An 18,881-nucleotide genomic window follows, 5' to 3' on the forward strand; every position below is an offset into this window, starting at 1 on the left:
GCGGCGGGCGCGCCGGGCGGGCGCCTTCCCGGCTACCCCTCGAGGTCCCAGTCCTGTGAGCCGTCCCCGGCCGCGTTCTGGAGGGTGAGCGGGGCACCGGCGGAGGCGCCGGTCAGGTACAGGCCCGTGTTCTTGACCGACTGGAACCGGTAGTGGCCGTCGTCGGTCCTGACCAGGTTCCAGCTGCCGGTGCTGCTGTCGTCGACCCACTGGCCGATCCGCTGGCCGGCCGTCGCGTCGCCGGTCCAGATGGCCGCCGCGCGGCCGCCCGACTTGTTCAGCAGGGTCACGCCGCCGTTCGGCTCGGTCACCACGTGCCAGTACTGGGTGTCCTTGTTCGCCGCCGAACCGGACGGCTCCAGGCGGACGTCGGGGACGTCCGCGTTGCCGATGTTGGCGTCGTTGGTCCGCCCGCCGGTGCCGATCACCTGGCCGGTCCTCCGGTTCACCAGCCGGTGGTAGGCGCCGGCGGAACGGCCGAGGTCGACCTCGGCGTAGGCGATCTGCGACACACCCTGGTTGTTGAGGATCGAGATACGGCCGGTGCCCCGGACGTACTGGAGATTGCGGCTGTATCCGGCCCGCGAGGTCGTCTGGTACTCCTTCCAGACGCCGTCACTGCGGCCGCTCTCGTTGACCCACACGTTGCCGCTGCCGGCGGCGTTGTAGACCAGGCGCCCGTCCGGGAGGCGGATCACGACGGGGCTGCCTCCCGTCGCGAGGGGACGCGAACCGGTGTCGACCGGCAGGGAGGTGACGGCCTCACCCGTGGCGGAGCCGCGGTAGAACCTCAGCGGGTCGTCGGCGACCACGTACCGGGTGTTGGCGCCCCCGCCCCAGTACTCGAGGGTGAGCAGCCACCTGCCGTCCGTCGTGCGGACGACGTTCGTCATGCCCGGCCGCCCGCCGCCGATCTCCGTCTTCCCGCCTCCCATGTCCTGCGTCGACCCGGCGACGTCCACCACGGGGGCGCTCCAGCGGGCGGCACGCCCGTCCCATGTCCGGTGGGCGAGGATCTGCCCGTGCGAGTCCGGGGCGGTGTCGTTCGCGGGGTCGAGCCGCGGAACGCCCGTGACCGGGTCGAAGCCGACGTAGTCGTTCTCGTCGGAGTAGAAACAGACCAGCCGGCCGTTGTGGACCATCAGGTACGGCTCCCAGAGGGGGTCCACCTGCCGGTGGGTGTTCGCCGCCGCGATGTTCTGGCCGACCGCGCCCGCGCTGCCGCCCTGCCATCCACCGGTCGCGATGACGTTGACGACCTTCCAGGTCCGGCCGTCGTCGGTGCTGGAGTACAGGGCGATCGCCATGTCCGCGCGGTCGCCGTCGTTGGACGGCGTCCAGTCCGGGTCGGCGGCCTTGTGCTCCGTGTAGTAGGCGTCGTCCCCCGACACGACACTCGCCAGGAGTAGCGTGCCGGCCTTCAGGTTCCCCACCTGCTGCGGAAGGACGTAGAGGTACGGGTTGGTCCAGTTGCTCGTGTACTTCGCGTACTGCGGGTCGCTGGAGAGGTACGCCGGTGCCTTGACCTCGGACAGCGGCTGCCACGTCGTCCCGCGGTCGTCGCTCCTGTACACCGGGAGGGTCTGTCCGTCGGCGCTGCCCGTCCGCGGCACGACCGTGGACTTCTCGAACGACGCGACCAGCCGCCCGCTCGGCAGCTGCGCCGACTTGGGGTAGACCGCGCAGTTGCCCCGCCCCTTCAGACACGGCTCGTCGCCGAGCTGGTAGACGGTCCCGCCCGTCGGGGCGTAGGCCTGCGCGGTGCCCATGGGTATCGCCAGCAATGCGGACGCCGCGACGAAAGTGCCCAGCGCTTGCCCTGCTCTTGTGCTCTTCATAGCCCCTCCTCTGGGGGTGGCCGGGTGATGCCCGGCGGTCAGGAGACGAGTACGCGTACGTCCCAGGCGCCGAGGTGCAGTGGTGTGCCCGCGGGGACGGAGGTGCCGTCGAGCGCGTCGGAGAGGTCCACCGGGGCCTGGACGCCGGCCGGTTCCCAGCTCCAGTTGTGGACGACGTGGACGCGCCTGCCGTCGGGGGAGGTGCCGGTCGTCGCGGTCACGGAGGCCGGGAGGTCCTGCCACGGACTGCGGGGGGCGGGTGCCATCCACCCGGCCAGCGCGCGGGCGAGGTCGCGGCCGGGGACGGTGCCCACGCAGGTGACGCGGCCCGCGCCGTGCGGGCGGGTGGTGACCGCGGGCCAGCGGCCGAAGTGCGGGTGGTCGTAGGACACGAGCACGTCGGCGTCGGTGACGGTCAGGCCGTCCGCCCAGAGCGTCGCCGTCGCCCCCTCGGGGAGGTCGAGCGGTCCGCCGGGCGCCGGGCGCACCGGGACCTCCCGGACGAGGTTGCTGAACTCGTCGTAGGAGACGCCCGCGGCCTCGGTGAGACGTCCGGGGGCCGCTTCCCGCCGGGCGCGGGCCTCGTGGTCGGCGTACCCGGTGCGCGGGCCGACCACCAGGTGGCCGCCCGCGTGGGCGTAGGCCGCGAGCCAGTCGAGGGTCGAGTCGGCGGCGAGGTACAGCGCCGGGACGACGAGGACGGGATGACGGCGGACGGCCTCCTCCGGGGCCGGGCCCTGCCTCTCTCCGCGCGGGTCGTGCAGCTGGCGGGCGTGCACGATGCGCACCTGGCGGCCGGTCTCGAAGGCGCCGCGGTAGAAGGGGTCGAAGATGCGGTGGTAGGCGGCCGGGTCCGGTTCGCCGTCCGGCTCGGCGAGCGGCGGATACTTCTGCATGAGCCACTTGCTGGGGGTCGAGTAGACCATCGTGATGTCGGCGTCCGGTTCGAGCCCGGCGACGAGCGCCCCGGCCGTCTCGAACTCGGCGCCCAGACGCGCGAGTTCGGCGTACGTACGCCCTGGCTGTCCGGTGTGCGGCAGGACGCCGCCCCAGTACGTCTCCGCGCCGAAGTGCAGCGTGTTCCAGTGCCAGTACTCGATCATGCGGGCGCCGCGGGCGACCAGCGCCCAGGCGGCCTGCCGCCACTGTCCGTCGTAGGCGGGACGGTTGTCCCAGGGGAAGCCGATGGAGCCCGCGTTGGTCTCGGTGACCAGGAACGGCTCCTGGCGCGAGGAGAACATCCAGTCGGCGGTCTGGTACAGCGCCGGAACCCCCGTGGTCTGCCAGATCTGCCGGTGGACGTCGGGGGTGCGGTCGGGCAGCAGCAGACTGTCCTGCATGCCGTAGTACGGGTTGCCGGAGGCGATGTCGAGGCGGTCGGTCAGCTCGTCGTCCTCCACCGCGGGCCGGGTGTAGGAGATGCAGGTGGTCACGAAGTGCTCCGGGCGGGCGTACTCCCGGACGATGTCGGCCTGCCAGCCGATGAACTCGGTGACCTGACGGGCCTGGAACGCGCGCCAGGCGACGTCGTACTGCGGCTGCGCGTTGCCGTCCGGCGTCCACAGGTCCGCCCAGGTGGACAGGCGGTGCGACCAGTAGACCAGCCCCCACTCGCGGTTGAGGGTCTCGACGTCGCCGTAGGTCTCGCGCAGGTGGTCGACGAAGCGCTGGAAGACGCCGTGGTTGTGCAGGAGTTCGTTGCCCGGCTCGTTGTCGACCTGGAAGCCGATCACCGCGGGATGGTCGGCGTACCGGGCGACGACCTCGCGGATGACCCGCTCGGCGTGGAAGCGGAACGCGGGGTGGGTGAAGTCGACCTCCTGCCGGGCACCCCACCCGATGCGTTCACCGGTGCGCCGCTCGCCCGTGATCTCCGGGTACTGGCGGGCCAGCCACGGCGGTACGGCGTACGTCGGCGTCCCGAGGACGACGGAGATGCCGCGCTCGTGGGCGCCGTCGAGGACGGGCTGGAGCCAGTCGAGGTCGAACCGCCCGTTCGAAGGCTCCCAGGTGGACCACACCGACTCGCCGACCCGGATCACGGTGACATGCGCGTCGGCCATCAGATCGAGGTCGGTCTTGAGGCGCTCGTCGGGGCGCTCGGTGCCGTACGGGGGCCGGTACTCGTGGTAGTACGCGGCACCGAAGAGCACGCGGGCGGGCAGATCCGCCATGAAGGGAACCTCCGGGAGAAGGGTGAGGGGAAGTGACGTGAGACGTGCGGGCGTTACTGCTTGACGCCGCCCGCGGCCAGCCCGCTCTGCCAGTACCGCTGGAGCAGCAGGAAGGCCACGACGAGCGGGATGATCGAGAGCATGGAGCCGGTCACGACCAGCGCGAGCATGTCGCTGCTGGAGCCGGCCCCGCCGTTCTGCGCCTGCGCGGCCCAGGACGACAGACCGACGGTGACCGGGTACAGGTCCGGGTCGTTCAGCATGATCAGCGGCAGGAAGTAGTTGTTCCAGGTCGCCACCAGGGTGAACAGCAGAACCGTCACCAGGCCGGGACCCAGCAGGCGCAACACGATGCGGAAGAAGATCCGGGCCTCGCCGGCGCCGTCGATCCGGGCGGCCTCCAGGAGACTGTCGGGGACGGCGTCCTGGGCGTAGACGCGCATGAGGTACAGGCCGAACGGGTTGACGAGCGAGGGCAGGATGACGGCCCAGGGCGTGTTGACCAGGCCCGCCTGGGCGAAGAGCAGATAGGTGGGGATCGCCAGGGCGGTGGTCGGGACCATGACGGCACCGAGGACCAGGTTGAAGGCGACCCGGTCGCCTCGGAAGCGGAACTTGGCGAACCCGTACCCGCCGGCGGCGGCCAGCAGCGCCGCTCCGAGCGAGCTGACGCCGGCGTAGATCACCGTGTTGAGCAGCCAGTGCGCGAAGACGCCGTCGTCCTGGGCGAAGGTCGCCCTGATGTTCGTCAGCAGCTGCGGTGCGTGCGAGAACCACAGGCCGAAGCTGCTGAACAGGTCCTGCGTGCTCTTGGTCGAGGCGATCAGGAGCCAGAACAGGGGGAGCAGGAAGTAGGCGAGGACGGCCAGCATGGCGATCGTCAGGGGAGTGCTGCGGCGGGCCGTGTGCTTCCCGCCGGGCGCGGCGGTCGGCGGCTCCACCGCCTTCGGAGCGAGCGTCGGCGCCGGGGTCGAGGGGGGTACCCCCTGGTCGGGTGAAGCCGAGAGCTTGGGGGAGGTCACGGGGTCCTCCTGCGGTTCGCGGTGAGCAGGACGCCGTAGGAGGCGACCACGATGACCAGGCCGAGGAGGAAGGACACCGTGGCCGCGTAGTTGACCTGCTGGCCGGTGAAGGCGAGGGAGTAGGCGTAGAGGTTGGCGGTGTAGGAGCTGCTGATGACGTCCGGGGCGACCTTCATCAGCAGGTTGGGCTCGTTGAACAACTGGAAGCTGCCGATCACCGAGAACAGCAGGGTCAGCATCAGCGCCGGGCGCAGGGCGGGCAGCTTGATCGACCAGGCGGTGCGCCAGGCGCCGGCCCCGTCCATGGCGGCGGCCTCGTACAGCTCCTCGGGGACCGTGCGCAGCGCGGCGTACAGAATGATCATGTTGTAGCCGACGAACTCCCAGGTCACGATGTTCGCCAGGCTGCCGAGCATCCAGCCCTCGCTGAGGAAGTCGGGCACCGGCAGGGACAGCTTCCGGCTCAGCTGGGCGAACGGTCCGAAGTCCGGTCCGTAGAGATAGCCCCACATGAGGGCGGCGACCACGCTCGGCACGGCGTACGGGACGAAGATGCCGAGCCGGATCACGCGCGCGAGGCGGAGCAGGCCGCTGTCGAGAGCCAGCGCGAACGCCAGCGCCAGCGCCAGCATCAGGGGGACCTGGATCACGAAGAACAGGGCGACGCGTCCGAGGCCGTGCAGGAGCTGGGGGTCGCTCAGCGCCGTGACGTAGTTGTCGAGGCCGACGAACGCCGTCCCGCCGATCAGGCGTTCCTGGAACAGACTGAGGTAGGCGGCGTAACCGAGCGGGGCGAGGAAGAGCAGGAGGAACAGCACCATGAACGGGGCGACGAACAGGGGTCCCGCCGTACGGCGACGGCTCATCTCAGCCCCCCTTCACGGTGAAGCCCTGGCCCTTGGCGTACGTGGTGAGCCGTGACTGCCAGGTGCCGAGCGCGCGGACGGTGTCGGTCCGGTCGGCGAGGGACTTGCCGACGGTCTCGGTCCAGTCGGTGGCCGCCTGGTCGAGGAACGGGGGCCATTGGAAACCGGAGTCGACCGTGGAACCGATGTCGGCGAACAGCTGGTTGACCTTCTGGCCGCCGTAGAACGACGGCGCTTGGCCGATGAACTCGGCGTCCGTGAGCAGGGCCTTGGTCGCCGGGAAGAAGAACTGCTCGGTGGCGAACATCCGGGCGCTGGCCGGGTCGCTGTTGAGGAACTGCGCGAACACGGCCGCCGCTATGGGGTTCTTGCTGGAGCGGACGACCGCGGTGGTCGAGCCGCCCCAGTTGCCCGAGCTGGGCTTGGCTGGGTCCCACTGCGGCAGCGGGGCCGCCCGCCACTTGCCCGCGGTGGCCTTGGCGGAGCCGGAGAGGAAGACCGGTCCCCAGGCGGCGGTGATCCAGGTGGCGTACTTGCCCTTGTTGAGGGCGGCGTACCAGGCGTCGGTGAAGTCCGGCTCGACGCCGATGACCCCCTCCTTCGCGAGCCCGCCCCAGTACTCGCCGAGCTTCCTCGACACGGCGTCGTCGACGCTGATGGTGATGTCGCTCTTGCCGGACGTCACGTAGGGCCTGGCGCCCGCCTGCCACTGGAGGCCGTGCCAGGCGGCGGCCTGGTTCGCCGCGAGGTTGGTGAGGTAGACGTCGGGGTCCGCCTTGTGGAGCTTGCGCGCCGCCGCCGCGAACTCGTCCCAGGTCGTGGGCACGTCGATGCCGTGCTCGTCGAAGATGTCCTGCCGGTACAGCATGCCCATCGGGCCGGTGTCCTGGGGGATCGCCCACACCTCGCCGCCCGGTCCGCCGACCTGGCTCCACGTCCAGTCGACGAACTGTCCCTTGAGCGCGTCGGCGCCGTACGGCCGCAGGTCCAGCAGGCTGTCGGTGATGGTGAACGTCGGAATGGCCTGGTACTCGATCTGGACCATGTCCGGGGCGCCGCTGCCGGCCTTCAGTGCCGTACGCAGCTTGGTGTACTGCGGGGTGCCCTGGCCGGCGTTGACCACCTTGACCTTGACGGCCGGGTACTTCTTCTCGAAGAGCGCGACCTCCTTGGCGATGTCCGGGACCCACGTCCAGAACGTCAGCTCGGTCGGCGTCCCCATCGCCTGGTCGATGTCGGCCCGACCGACCGGCTCGGTGGCGGCGGGGGATCCGCCGGAGTCGCCGCCGCACGCGGTGAGGGCGGCACCGAGCGACAGGGCGCCCGTCGTGGTGAGGAAGAGACGACGGCTCATCCGGGAAGGGCTGGGCGAAGACGCGGAAAGGGACATGGTGGACTCCCGCCGGTGGCATGGGTGACAGGCACGCCGGGCGTGGGCGTGCGCAGGAGGTGAGGGAGGGCAGCGGTCGCGACGACCGGGGCTCGAACGCCCGCCTGGTCGGGTGCGGGTCCGGGGGACCGGTGCCGACGGGCGTTCCGAGGAGAGCGAAGGGATGGGAGGGGGCAGCCGAGGCGGATGCGGAAGCCTGGCTCGGCGGGCCTGCCGGATCAGGGGCGGCAGGTGCCGCCCGGGCAGGGACCGCCCGCGGGGGTGGGACGCTGCCGGTACGGGGGCTCGGCGTGCGCGCGGGCGCCGCCGGGCTTCGCCGTCCGGGTCGGCCTGGGGTGGTCAGTGGCGGTCGGGCGGGCCTCCGTCCGGGAGCGGGGCGGAGGGCGTGCCTCCGACGACGGGGGAGGGGGTGCGCCCTCCGCCGGCCGGGGTCGTCCGGTCCGGCGGGGGCGCGGTCGAGGCGCGGACGACGAGATCGACCGGTGGGTCGCTCGACGGCAGCGGGTCCGCCGCCGGGTTCTCGACGGCGTGCACGAGACGCTTGAGCCCCTCCTGCGCCACGGTGTCGAACGGCTGCCGGACCGTGGTCAGCGGAGGGGTCACGTACGCGGCGACCGGTACGTCGTCGAAGCCGACGACGCTGATGTCCTCCGGCACCCGCCGGCCGGCCTCCGCCAGGGCACGGATCAGGCCGATCGCCATGTCGTCGTTGGCGGCGAACACCGCGGTGACGGTGGTGTCCCGGGCGAGTTCGTGTCCCGCCCGGTATCCGGACGCGGCCGACCAGTCGCCCTCGGCGACCGGTGGTACGTCCCTGCCGTGCGCGGTCAGCGTCGCGCGCCACCCGTCCAGGCGGTCGCGGGCGGCGAACCAGCGCTGCGGCCCCGCGAGGTGATGGACCGTCACGTGACCGAGGTCCAGCAGGTGCTCGGTGGCGGTGCGCGCCATCATGTCGGCACCGTCCCCCGCGGTCAGCACCGTGGGCGCGGCCACCGCGGAGGGGGCGCCGAGGACGAGGACCGGCACGTCGACGCGGAGGGACACCTCGCTGTCGGTGTCCTCCTCGTCGATCGGCTCGGAGATCACGATGCCGTCCACGCCCTGGTCGAGGAGCGAGTCCACGGCGCCCGCGATGCCCGCCGGGTCACCCTCCATCGTGTTGACCACGCGCAGGGCGTAGCCGGTGTCCCGGACGGCCCGCTCGACACCCATGAGGAGTGAGGCGGGACCGTACAGTGCCGTGCCCAGGGTCACCACGCCGATCGAGCGGGTCCGTCCGGAGGCCAGCGCGCGGGCGGCGTTGTTGCGCCGGTACCCGAGCTGTTCGGCGGCTTCGAGGACCCGTCGGCGCACGTCGGAGGAGACGTACTGCTCGTCGTTGAAGACCCGCGAGACCGTCTTCTGCGAGACCCCGGCCAGGTGGGCCACGTCCACGCTCCGCGGCGCCACGGAGCTGGTGCCCCGCCCTGTTCCTCGCGTCATGGTGTGTCTCCCGGTGGCCGCACGGTCGAGCCGATGATGTCGGACGCCGGCGTCACTGACTGCGCAGTCATGTCTGCGGTGTCATGTCTGCGCTGTCATGCCGACGGGGACATGTCTACGCAGTCATACGGGCGTCGTCAAGGGAACGGAACGTATTCGTCACGCGGTGGACACCGGGTCCGACAGCCACGCGGTGGACACCGAGGTTCCGACGGTCGCGCCGCCCGGCCGACGCGCGCTTGGCGGAGGCCGGTGTCACGCTGAAACGACACAGGATCTGCGAAAGGGACCAGCCGTGATCACCACCGACCTCACCCCCGGTTCCCCCTGCTGGCTCGACCTCGGCGCCCCCGACGTTCGGGCCGCGGCCGACTTCTACGGCGCGGTGCTCGGCTGGAGCTTCGAGCCCATGGGCGAGGGCGGGGGCATGGAGGGCGGGATGTTCCAGAAGGACGGCAGGACCGTCGCCGGGCTGGGAAAGCTCTCCGAGGAGGGTGCTCGCTCGGCCTGGATGATCTACTACACCGTCACCGACGTGGACGCCACCACCCGGGCGGTGGAGGACGCCGGTGGCACGGTCCGGGTGGCCCCGAGGGACCTCGGTGAATGGGGGCGGATGGGGCAGTACACCGACCCGTCGGGCGGCCAGTTCGCCGCCTGGCAGCCGGGGGAGCAGGCGGGCTTCGAGCTGGCGGACGACGCGGGCGCACTGTCCTGGACCGAGCTGTACACGAGCGACGCCGCCGCCGCGAGGCAGTTCTACGGGGCCGTCTTCAACTGGCGGTTCAGCGACATGGAGATGCCGGGCGGCGGGGGCACGTACACCCTCATCACGCCGGACGGGCTGTCCGAGGACCGGATGCAGGGCGGGCTGATGGAGCTCGCCGAGGAGGACCTCTCCCTGGCGGGTGGGCGGGCGTACTGGCACCCGGTCTTCGGTGTCGCCGACTGCGACGCCGCCGTGGCCGCGGTCACCGACAACGGCGGCAGCGTGCAGATGGGCCCGGTGGACGCCGAGGGTGTCGGCCGCCTCGCCGTCTGTCTCGACCCTTCGGGGGCCGATTTCGTGGTGCTCACCCCTGCCCCTCCGGCCTGAGCGCCCCGCCCCCGGGTCCACGGCGGGACGGGACGGCGGCGCGCCGGTTTCCGGTTCCGTCGTGCCGGCCGGCGGGTGTGACGGAGGGTGGTGACGGCGATCCCGACGGCGTAAGCATGGCCGCGCACCGATCCCTCGAAGCTTCCGACGGCACCGCCGCGCACCGACCCCTCTAGGTGCCCGACCGCGCGGCCGCGCACCTGCCTCCTTGGGTGTCCGGCGGTGCGGTCGTCCTCGGTCCCGTCCGCCGGGTGGTCGCCCTCAGGAACGACGGGCGCCGCGTGCGCGGAGCCGCCGACGCCCTGGGGCACGCCTGCGGCGCCATCAAGGCGCAACTGGTCCTGTCGGCGAAGGAGTTCGTGACCGCTGTGGGAGCGGCCGGGTCGACCGCCGTGGGAACACCGGTCGGACCGACGCCGAGTTGTCGCTGTCGCTGTCGCTGTCGCCGCCGTCCACGGCCACCGATTGCGCGTCAGGCGGCAGGCCGTACCCGTCGGCTTGGGGCCATGGGGTCAGGGCCCGCATCACATCCCTTCGACGGCATCGAAGCGGCGTGAAGATTGCCGGATCGCGGCAGTGAACACCGCGGCATGCCCGTGTCAGGATCTCGTCGGGCCGGAGAACGGCGACAGGGCGAAGGGGGCGGCGCGGATGACCTGGTTACTCGGACTCGGTCTCACGGGGGTCGCGCTGCTCGCCCTGGCGCTGATCTTCGACGGGGTGCTGGACGGCGTACTCGACGGTGTGCCGGGTGGTTTCCTCGACGGGTGGCTGTCACTGCCGGTCGTCGCCGGATTCGTGGCGGCCACCGGCTTCGGCGGGGTCCTCGCCACCGGGGCCACGGGCGCCGGCCCTCTGGCCGCCACCGGCTTCGGCGCCGTCCTGGGGACGGCCACGGCGTGGCTGACGTACCGTTTCAGCCGCGCCCTGATGCGTGAGCGGAGCGCCGTCACACCCCGCGGGGACGACCTCGTCGGCACCGCGGGCAGTGTGGTCACCGACATCCCCGCGGGCGGCTTCGGCGAGGTGCTGCTGCGTCGTGCCGGGCAGCCGGTGAAGTTGGCGGCGCGCAGCGCGGGGCCGGTGGCACGGGGCACCGAAGTGTGGGTGGAGGCGGCGCCGACCGCGACCTGCGTCCTGGTGCGCCCCGTGGACCGCTGAGCCGCGCCGTTCCCTCCTCCGGCCTTCGGGCTCTCCTCTCGACCTTCCTTTCTCGTACCTGATTCGGGGGCACCGCCATGAGTTCAGTCGTCCTTGCCGTCGTGGGAGTCGTCGTACTCCTCGTCCTGTCGGCGCTCTCCGTGATCACCAGGTACAAGGTGGCCGGACCGAGCGAGGCGTTCATCATCACCGGGCGGCGCGGGAAGAAGGCCACCGATCCCGAGACCGGGCGGGTGTTCACCGACAACAGCGGCCAGAAGGTCGTGGTCGGCGGCGGGGTCTTCGTCGTGCCGTTCGTGCAGCAGAAGTTCACGCTCGATCTGTCGTCCCGGCACATCCCGGTGGCGGTGCGCGGAGCGGTCACGCTGCGCGGCATCAAGGCCAACCTCGAAGGCGTCGCCATCGTCAAGGTCGGCGGCACCGAGGACTCGATCCGCGCCGCCGCCCAGCGCTTCCTGATGCAGCAGGACGGCATCGTCGGGTTCACCCAGGAGGTGCTCTCCGGTGCGCTGCGCGCGATCGTGGGCCGGATGTCGGTCGAGGACGTCATCCGCGACCGGGCCGCGTTCGCCGGCCAGGTAGCCGAGGAGGCGGAAGCCAGTCTGTCCGGGCAGGGACTCGTCCTGGACGCCTTCCAGATCCAGGACATCACCACCGAGGGTTCCTACCTGGAGGACCTCGGCCGTCCGGAGGCGGCCCGCGCCAAGCAGGAGGCCGACATCGCCGAGGCGGTCGCCCGGCGCGCCGCCGAACAGGCCCGGCTGAAGGCCGAGGAGGAGATCGCCGTGGCGCAGCGCACCTTCTCCCTCAAGCAGGCCGAGATCAAGGCCGAGACGGACGCGGCCGCCGCCCAGGCCGACGCGGCGGGACCCCTCGCGGAGGCCGCCCGGCAGCAGGACATCCTCATGGAGCAGGAGAAGGTCGCCGAGCGCCGGGCCGCGCTGAAGGACCGTCAGCTCGACACCGAGATCCGCAAGCCCGCCGACGCCCAGCGGTACGCCGCCGAACAGGAGGCCGAGGCCCGTCGGGTGTCCCGCGTCAAGCAGGCCGAGGCCGAGCGGTCGGCGGAGATCGCCGCCGCCCAGGCGGAGGCGGAGCGGTCCCGGCTCACCGGTGAGGGCGAGAAGCAGCGGCGCGGCGCGCTGGCCGAGGCGGAGGCCGTCGAGGGGCTCAGGAAGGGTGAGGGCGAGCGGTCCCGGCGGGCGGCGATCGCCGAGGCCGTACGGCTGGAGGGTGAGGCCGAGGCGGCGGCGATCGGCGCCAAGGGGGCGGCCGAGGCGGAGGCGATGCGCAAGAAGGCGGAAGCCTTCGGGCAGTACGGCGACGCGGCCGTCCTCCAGATGCTCGTCGAGGTGCTGCCCGAGGTCGTCGCCAAGGCGTCCGAGCCGCTCAGCGCCGTAGAGAGGATGACGGTGATCTCCACGGACGGGGCGGCCCGCATCCCGCGGGCGGTGGCCGACAACGTCGCCCAGGGACTGGAACTCCTCGGCTCCACCACGGGAATCGACCTCGCCGAACTGCTCAAGGGCATCACCCACCGTGGCTCCACGACGGACGAGCGCCCGACGGCGGTCCCGGCGTCGGCATCGGCCTCGCCCAACGCGAAGGTGAAGATCACCGGTTGACGGTGACACCCGTCCCACACCCCGGTCCGCGACGCACCCCGGCAGGCACCGGCAACGCCTGCCGGTTGTGGCGTTTGCCTCCCAGCCCCCGCTGGAAATAAGCCTGTTGGGCCTCGGATCGGGAGCCGCTGGTGACGTCGGCGGGCCGAGCCGATGCCCTGCGGACGACCGGATCCCGGAAGGGCCGCGCTCCGGTTCGCCCTGGGAGGGGAGGAGCGTCGTGCCGCCATCCGACGACGAGTGCCCGGGCGTTCTCGAAGGACGGCCCGCGCCCGACGATCCGTGCCCCGCACGGCCTCGCGGGCGCCGTCGCACCGGGGCCCGGTGGACGCTGGCGGCCGGCATGGCCGCCCTGGTCACCGGCGTCGTCCTGGCCCAAGGCCTGCTCATCGCCACGGGACTGGTCCTGGCCGGCATCGGTGTGCAGATGTTCGACGCCCGGGGCGTGCCTGGAGAACTCCCCGAACGGCCCACCGACTGATACCCGCCGGCCCCACGGGACGCACGGCCCCAGCGGATACACCGGCCCCACGGGACGCACGGCCCCACCGGAACCACAGCCCCACCGATCGAATCCACCGCCCGAAACCCGCCGAACTCACCGCTCGGGTCCGTCGTTCGCACCGATGGATCCTCCGACCGAGAGCGTTGCCACGTACGGGGTTCGCGCGCCGTCGGCGAGGATGGGGGAGCGTACCTGCCGCATGCCCCGGCCCGGCACCCGGACCGGCCGACCCGGTACCCGCCCTTCGTCCGCCGCCGTCCGGATGCCGCCCGACCCGGCGCCTAAGAAAGGGACTTGACCATCCACACCACATCCGCCGAGCCGTTCCTGGACGGCTTCAAGAAGATACTCGCCGAGGCCGCGACCACGGGCCGTCGTCTGACCCGTGACGAGATCGAGTCCCGCCGGGCCCTCGGCGCGAAGGCGGCGGAGGCCGGACACGGCTGGCGGACCCTGGTCCGCGCGCATCTGAGCGCGAGCCGGGAGGACTGGCCGCGAGCGGCCGACCCGGACCGTGTGCTCGCCGTCGTCGAACAGGTGGTGGACGCCTTCGCCGACGGCTACGAGCGGGCGCAGCGGCTCGTGGTGCGCAAGGAGGAGGCGGCACGCCGTGAGTTCATCGACGACCTGCTCCACGGCCGCGGCGACCCCGGCCGGCTCGCGGCCGGCTCCGAGCGGTTCGGGCTGCGGCTGTCGCGCGCGCACGCGGTCGCCGTGGCCGAGGGGCCGGAGAAGTACGACGAGACCGACCCGGTGCCCCGGCAGGTGGCCGACGAGTTGTTCGGCCGCTTCGAGAACCGGCGCATCCTGTTCACCACCAAGGACGGCCGGATGGTGTGCATCGCCCCGGGCGACCAGGACGAGGTCCTCTCCCACTTCGCCCGGTACGCACACACCGTCAGCGGTGGCGCCCAGGTCGCCGTCGGCCGGCCCAGACCGGGCCCGACCGGCATCGGACACAGCTACGAGGAGGCCCTCAACGCCCTGGACGTGGCGCAGCGCATGGGTTTCGACGAGCCCTTGCTGCGCGCAGCCGACCTGCTGGTCTTTCCCGTGCTGGCGCGGGACCGGCAGGCCCTGATGGACCTGGTGCACAGCGCCCTCGGCCCCCTGGAGCGGGCCCGAGGCGGAGCGCGCCCGCTGGTGGAGACCCTGATCGCCTACTTCGACTCCGGCTGTGTGGCGGCCGCGACGGCCCGGAGCCTTTCCCTCAGCGTGCGGGCGCTCACCTACCGGCTGGCCCGCATCCACACGCTGACCGGCGCCGATCCCACCGACCCCGCCCACCGCTACACCCTGCAGACCGCGGCCATCGGCGCCCGCCTGCTCGACTGGCCGGCGCGACCGCTGCACCCCGACCCGACCGCGCCGTAGAAGCCGTCGAAGCCGCATGTGCCGCACAAGCCAAGAGGCATAGAGTCCACGGCAGGCGGAGAAGCCATAGACGCTTGAGAAGCCGTGGACGCCGTTGAAAGGCGTAGGGACGCGGGCCGGTGCGCTCACGCCCGCCGCCTCGCCGGCCGGTGTCCGGGACGGGCCAGGTCGTGCTCCCCGGGCGGATGGAACCACTCCGTGTCCTCGGACCACGCCTCGCGGGCGGCGCGGTCGCGCAGGCGGCGCCGGCCCCGTCCGTCACCCGGTCATCCACGCCGGCACCGTGGGCCGCACCGCCTCCGCCACGCGGACCAGCGCCGCGTCGTCCCGGACCGTGCCCTCCTCGCGCGGAGATCCCCGGACCGGACCGGACCGCCCGCCTCCGCCCTCAGTCCACCGGCCAGGTGTGCACCGGGGCGTTGAGATGCATGTACTCGATGTACTGCCGCGTCATCCGCCGCAGGGCCTCATGGCGGCCGATGCCGGGGGCGGCGGCGAGACGGTGGAACATCTCCTTCTGCCAGACCGCGCCGTTACGGGCGGTGACGCACCTCTGCTCGATGACGCCGAGCAGAGGCTCCCGCCAGCCCGTGTCCATGCCGGACAGCTCGAGGCCCCGATGCGCCAGCGGCAGCAGCCGCCGCAGGACCAGTTCGGGCAGCGGCACCTCGCCCGTCCCCGGCCAGTACAGGCGCGCCTCGATGCCGTGCCGGGCCGCCGTGTGCAGGTTGTCCTCCGCGGCCGCGAAGGACATCCGGGACCACACCGGCCGCTCCTCCTCCACCAGGGCGCGGGTCAGACCGTAGTAGAAGGCGCCGTTGGCCAGCGTGTCGGCGACGGTGGGGCCGGCGGGCAGCACCCGGTTCTCCACCCTGACGTGCGGGGTGCCGTCGGCGACGGCGTAGACCGGGCGGTTCCAGCGGTAGATGGTGCCGTTGTGCAGGGTCAGCTCGGCCAGCTCCGGGACGTCACCGCGCTCCAGCGTCTCCGTCGGATCCTGCTCGTCGCAGAGCGGCAGGAGTGCGGGGAAGTAGCGCAGGTTCTCCTCGAACAGGTCGAAGACGCTCGTGATCCACCGTTCCCCGAACCACACCCGGGGCCGTACCCCCTGCACCTTGATCTCCTGCGGCCGGGTGTCGGTGGCCTGCTCGAACAGGGGGATACGGGTCTCGTGCCACAGTTCCCTGCCGAACAGGAACGGCGCGTTGGCGGCCAGTCCGGTCTGGACCCCGGCGATGGCCTGTGCGGCGTTCCAGTACGCGGGGAACTCCTCCGGGTCGACCTGGAGGTGGAACTGGGTGCTGGTGCACGCGGCCTCCGGAGTGATCGTGTCCGCGTAGGTGCGCAGCCGGTCGACGCCGTCCACCTCGATCCGCAGGTCCTCGCCCCGGGCCGCGAAGACCTGGTCGTTGAGCAGCCGGTAGCGGGGGTTCTCCGACAGCGCGGACTCGCCGATGTGCTCCTGCCGCAGCGTGGGCAGGATGCCGACCATGATCAGCTGCGCGCCGACCGACCTGGCCCGCTCGTCGGCGTGGTTCAGCGCGGCGCGGATCTCGGACTCCCACGCGTCGGGGCCGCCCTCTGTCAGACGGCGCGGGGGCACGTTGATCTCGAGGTTGAACCGGCCCAGCTCGGTGGCCCAGGCCGGGTCCGCGATCGCTTCGAGCACGTCGTTGTTGCGCATCGCCGGCTCGGCCGCGTCGTCGACCAGGTTCAGCTCGATCTCCAGCCCGACCCGGGGCTGCTCGGACGCGAACCGTGCCTCACGCAGCATCTGGGCGAACGCGTCGAGGCACTCCTGCATCTTGATGCGGTACCGGCGCCGGTCCTCACGGGTGAAGACCATCGCCGGGACGTCCCGTCCCATGGGGCCTCCCGGGGCTCCGGGTCTGTCCTCGGACAGCTTCCACTCCAGCGTCGCACCACCGGGCGGCCCCGACCACGTGAGCGAGGGAGGCCCGGTGTCAGCACCAGCCGAAGCGGCGGTCCACGACGGCCGAGAACTCCTCCAGGGTCAGTACCGCGTCCCCGTTCTGGTCGGCGGCGTCGAACAGGGCGGAGGAGGCGTCGGCATCCCCCAGGGCCCAGGTCGGCAGAGCCCCGGAGGCGACCAGGGTCGGACCCTTGGTCCGCAGCGCGGTGATCACCTCTTCGCGGGTCAGCGTCCCGTCCGCGTCGAGGTCCAGTGCCTCGAACAGTGTGCGCGCCTTGTCACTCATGATGATTCCCCGTTCACGATGCCTGCTCGTTCCCCCGCGGCCGACGGGCGGGGAAGACCCCGGCCCGTCGCTCCCGGACGACAACGCTCGCGCTCCCGTCCGGGTTCCCCGCCGTCGGCACCGTACCGGTCAGGGCTTGCGCGCGAGACCTCCGTGCTCGGCGATGATCTCCGGGGCGGACGCGGAAGGGTCCGGCCGCCACAGGGGCACGGAGACGACGCCGGGCTCGATCAGCTCCAGCCCGTCGAAGAACGCGGTGATCTCCTCGACGGTCCGCAGGTTGTACGGGACGGCGCCGCTGGAGTTGTAGGCGTCCTGCGCCGCCTCGAAGACGGGATCGACGCCTCGGGAGCCGTCGTTGATCGAGAGGTAACTGCCCGACGGCAGCGCCCCCATGAGCCGGGTCACCAGCTCGCGGCCCCGGTCGGCATCGGCGACGTGACCCAGGATGTTGCTCAGGATGAGGGCGGTGGGCCGGCTGAGGTCCAGCGTCTCGGCCGCCGCCGCCAGGATGCGGTCGGGATCGAGGACGTCGGCGTCGATGTAGGCGGTGGCGCCCTCGGGGGTGGAGTAGAGCAGGGCGCGGGCGTGCGCCAGGACCATCGGGTCGTTGTCGACGTAGACGATCCGGGCCTCCGGCGCGATCCGCTGGGCGACCTCGTGGGTGTTCTCGGCGGTCGGCAGGCCGGTGCCGATGTCGAGGAACTGCCGGATGCCCGCCTCGGACACCAGATAGGTGATGTTGCGACGCAGGAACGCCCGGCTGCTGCGGGCGATGGTGACGATGCCGGGGAAGACGGCGGTGTAGGTGTCGCCGGCCTCCTCGTCGACGGGGTAGTTGTCCTTCCCGCCGAGCCAGTAGTTCCAGATCCGGGCCGAGTGCGGCACCGAGGTGTCGATCTTCTGGTGCACCGACGATCCGGGCGTCGTCGCTGAGTCGCTCATGGGTGGCGTCCGTCTTTCAGCCGAGGCGTGCAGGTTCCACCGCACAACGTACGTCCCAACGGGCACACCGCGCACACCAGTTCACCCCTTCGCCCGATCGTGTCGCGTGACGTCCCCCCGCGCGGGCGCCACGTGTGACGTGTCGTCAGTCGGCCGTCCGGGTGCCGGCACCGGCATCTCCTGTGCTGCACTGGTCGGATGGAAGCGCGCGTGGTCGGGGTGGACATCGGTTCGGTGGCGCGGGAGCGGTTCGCCTGGGCGGCGATCGACGCCCCGGCGCCGACGCTCGCCGGGCAGGGGAGCGACCCGGAGACGGCGGTGCGGGCCCTGGCCGAGCGCCTGGCCTCGGGCGGCCGGGCCGCGCTGGTCCTGGAGGCGCCGATGTCCGTTCCGGTACCGGCGGCGGACCGGGCCGACGGGTGGGCGGCGCTGGGCCGGGCGCGGACGGGCGAGGGGAACCGGGCGTGGTCGGCGGGCGCGGGCGCGGGGGCCCTGGCCACGGGGCTGGCGCAGGCGGGATGGCTGCTGGCCCGGCTGGCCGCGACGGTTCCCGGCGCGAGGGCGACCACCCGGCCGGACCGGTGGGCCGCACCGCACGGCCCGCGGCTCCTCCTGGCCGAGGCGCTGGTGTCCGGCGCGGGCAAGCCCGTGCCGACGGCCGGCGACCCGCACGCGGCCGACGCCGAGGCCGCGGCCCGCGCCCTCGCCGAGCGCCTGCCCGGCCTCCCTCGCATCGCCACGGACGTCCGCTGCGCCCCGCACGGCTCGCTGAACCTGCTCGCCGCCGCCGCGCTGTGGGCGGGGCTGGACCTTCCCCAGGACGAACTCCGCACCGACGTACTGGTGTTGCGCGCCAGCCCGGCACCCCCCGCGGCCGGTTGAGCGGACCCCCGCCCACTTCGCCGGGGCTCCCGCCGCCGACGTGTGGCAGCCGGTGGTCCGCCCTGCCGGCACCCCCCGCGGCCGGTTGAGCGGACTCCGGCCCTCTTCGCCGGCGCTCCCACCGCTGACGTCGCAGCCGGTCGTCCGCCCTGGCGGCACCGCCCACTTCGCCGGGTGCCCCCGCCCGACGTGTCGCAGCCGGTCGTCCGCCCTGCCGCCACCGCCCCCTCCGCCCCGTTGCCTCCCTGGACGGCCGTCGCGGGCCCCGCGCCCCGACTGCCCAGAGGCTGTGCCCCGCCTGG

Annotated in this window: 15 protein-coding genes; 7 read left to right on the plus strand and 8 right to left on the minus strand. The window is 72.5% G+C overall.

Features of this window, described 5'->3' with window-relative positions:
• Window positions 1-32: 32 nt before the first annotated feature.
• From ACFYO5_RS08230 to ACFYO5_RS08255, 6 genes are all read right to left on the minus strand, one after another.
• Entirely contained in the window at window positions 33-1,769 is a 1,737-nt protein-coding gene (locus ACFYO5_RS08230; protein ID WP_388707138.1) for an RICIN domain-containing protein, read from the minus strand.
• Window positions 1,770-1,876: 107 nt separating this feature from the next.
• On the minus strand, window positions 1,877-4,012 hold the full coding sequence (locus ACFYO5_RS08235) for a beta-galactosidase (protein WP_388705640.1): 2,136 nt from the start codon (window positions 4,010-4,012) through the stop codon (window positions 1,877-1,879).
• A gap of 53 nt (window positions 4,013-4,065) precedes the next feature.
• Complete coding sequence (locus tag ACFYO5_RS08240; RefSeq protein ID WP_388707140.1) at window positions 4,066-4,953, minus strand: carbohydrate ABC transporter permease; 888 nt, start codon at window positions 4,951-4,953, stop codon at window positions 4,066-4,068.
• 77 nt (window positions 4,954-5,030) lie between these two features.
• Entirely contained in the window at window positions 5,031-5,900 is an 870-nt protein-coding gene (locus tag ACFYO5_RS08245) for a carbohydrate ABC transporter permease (protein ID WP_388705643.1), read from the minus strand.
• Between the two features lies 1 nt (window position 5,901).
• Window positions 5,902-7,254, minus strand: coding sequence for an ABC transporter substrate-binding protein (locus ACFYO5_RS08250; protein WP_388705646.1), 1,353 nt, complete (start codon window positions 7,252-7,254; stop codon window positions 5,902-5,904).
• Window positions 7,255-7,629: 375 nt separating this feature from the next.
• Complete coding sequence (locus tag ACFYO5_RS08255) at window positions 7,630-8,772, minus strand: LacI family DNA-binding transcriptional regulator (protein WP_388705649.1); 1,143 nt, start codon at window positions 8,770-8,772, stop codon at window positions 7,630-7,632.
• A gap of 295 nt (window positions 8,773-9,067) precedes the next feature.
• Here ACFYO5_RS08255 and ACFYO5_RS08260 point away from each other — a divergent pair, with 295 nt between their 5' ends.
• The 6 genes from ACFYO5_RS08260 (at window position 9,068) to ACFYO5_RS08285 (ending at window position 15,873) form a co-directional block, all read left to right on the plus strand.
• Entirely contained in the window at window positions 9,068-9,868 is an 801-nt protein-coding gene (locus tag ACFYO5_RS08260; RefSeq protein WP_356563913.1) for a VOC family protein, read from the plus strand.
• 651 nt (window positions 9,869-10,519) lie between these two features.
• Window positions 10,520-11,029, plus strand: a complete 510-nt coding sequence (locus tag ACFYO5_RS08265) for a hypothetical protein (RefSeq protein ID WP_356563915.1) — start codon at window positions 10,520-10,522, stop codon at window positions 11,027-11,029.
• Between the two features lie 77 nt (window positions 11,030-11,106).
• Window positions 11,107-12,654 carry a flotillin family protein gene (locus ACFYO5_RS08270; RefSeq protein ID WP_388705653.1) on the plus strand — a complete coding sequence of 516 codons (1,548 nt, stop codon included), beginning with the start codon at window positions 11,107-11,109 and terminating at the stop codon, window positions 12,652-12,654.
• A gap of 343 nt (window positions 12,655-12,997) precedes the next feature.
• Window positions 12,998-13,135, plus strand: a complete 138-nt coding sequence (locus tag ACFYO5_RS08275) for a hypothetical protein (protein WP_388705655.1) — start codon at window positions 12,998-13,000, stop codon at window positions 13,133-13,135.
• Between the two features lie 318 nt (window positions 13,136-13,453).
• Entirely contained in the window at window positions 13,454-14,533 is a 1,080-nt protein-coding gene (locus ACFYO5_RS08280; protein WP_356563921.1) for a helix-turn-helix domain-containing protein, read from the plus strand.
• Between the two features lie 1,139 nt (window positions 14,534-15,672).
• On the plus strand, window positions 15,673-15,873 hold the full coding sequence (locus ACFYO5_RS08285; protein WP_356564089.1) for a CxxxxCH/CxxCH domain-containing protein: 201 nt from the start codon (window positions 15,673-15,675) through the stop codon (window positions 15,871-15,873).
• A 624-nt stretch (window positions 15,874-16,497) separates the two neighbouring features.
• On the opposite strand, the gene ACFYO5_RS08290 is transcribed toward ACFYO5_RS08285, so the two are convergent.
• Window positions 16,498-16,752, minus strand: coding sequence for an EF-hand domain-containing protein (locus tag ACFYO5_RS08290; RefSeq protein ID WP_356563923.1), 255 nt, complete (start codon window positions 16,750-16,752; stop codon window positions 16,498-16,500).
• Between the two features lie 129 nt (window positions 16,753-16,881).
• Entirely contained in the window at window positions 16,882-17,697 is an 816-nt protein-coding gene (locus tag ACFYO5_RS08295; protein ID WP_388705658.1) for an SAM-dependent methyltransferase, read from the minus strand.
• A gap of 198 nt (window positions 17,698-17,895) precedes the next feature.
• Here ACFYO5_RS08295 and ACFYO5_RS08300 point away from each other — a divergent pair, with 198 nt between their 5' ends.
• Entirely contained in the window at window positions 17,896-18,579 is a 684-nt protein-coding gene (locus tag ACFYO5_RS08300) for a hypothetical protein (RefSeq protein ID WP_388705661.1), read from the plus strand.
• The last annotated feature ends 302 nt before the right edge of the window (window positions 18,580-18,881 follow it).

The sequence above is a fragment of the Streptomyces sp. NPDC006259 genome (genome assembly GCF_042870975.1).
In the GTDB taxonomy this organism is placed as follows: domain Bacteria; phylum Actinomycetota; class Actinomycetes; order Streptomycetales; family Streptomycetaceae; genus Streptomyces.

Coding starts and splice junctions, on each gene's coding strand:
- ACFYO5_RS08265 (WP_356563915.1), top strand. CDS start 10,520: ATGACCTGGTTACTCGGACTCGGTCTCACGGGGGTCGCGCTGCTCGCC.
- ACFYO5_RS08230 (WP_388707138.1), bottom strand. CDS start 1,769: ATGGGCACCGCGCAGGCCTACGCCCCGACGGGCGGGACCGTCTACCAG.
- ACFYO5_RS08270 (WP_388705653.1), top strand. CDS start 11,107: ATGAGTTCAGTCGTCCTTGCCGTCGTGGGAGTCGTCGTACTCCTCGTC.
- ACFYO5_RS08290 (WP_356563923.1), bottom strand. CDS start 16,752: ATGAGTGACAAGGCGCGCACACTGTTCGAGGCACTGGACCTCGACGCG.
- ACFYO5_RS08300 (WP_388705661.1), top strand. CDS start 17,896: ATGGAAGCGCGCGTGGTCGGGGTGGACATCGGTTCGGTGGCGCGGGAG.
- ACFYO5_RS08295 (WP_388705658.1), bottom strand. CDS start 17,697: ATGAGCGACTCAGCGACGACGCCCGGATCGTCGGTGCACCAGAAGATC.
- ACFYO5_RS08275 (WP_388705655.1), top strand. CDS start 12,998: ATGGCCGCCCTGGTCACCGGCGTCGTCCTGGCCCAAGGCCTGCTCATC.
- ACFYO5_RS08250 (WP_388705646.1), bottom strand. CDS start 7,254: ATGAGCCGTCGTCTCTTCCTCACCACGACGGGCGCCCTGTCGCTCGGT.
- ACFYO5_RS08255 (WP_388705649.1), bottom strand. CDS start 8,772: ATGACGCGAGGAACAGGGCGGGGCACCAGCTCCGTGGCGCCGCGGAGC.
- ACFYO5_RS08245 (WP_388705643.1), bottom strand. CDS start 5,900: ATGAGCCGTCGCCGTACGGCGGGACCCCTGTTCGTCGCCCCGTTCATG.
- ACFYO5_RS08235 (WP_388705640.1), bottom strand. CDS start 4,012: ATGGCGGATCTGCCCGCCCGCGTGCTCTTCGGTGCCGCGTACTACCAC.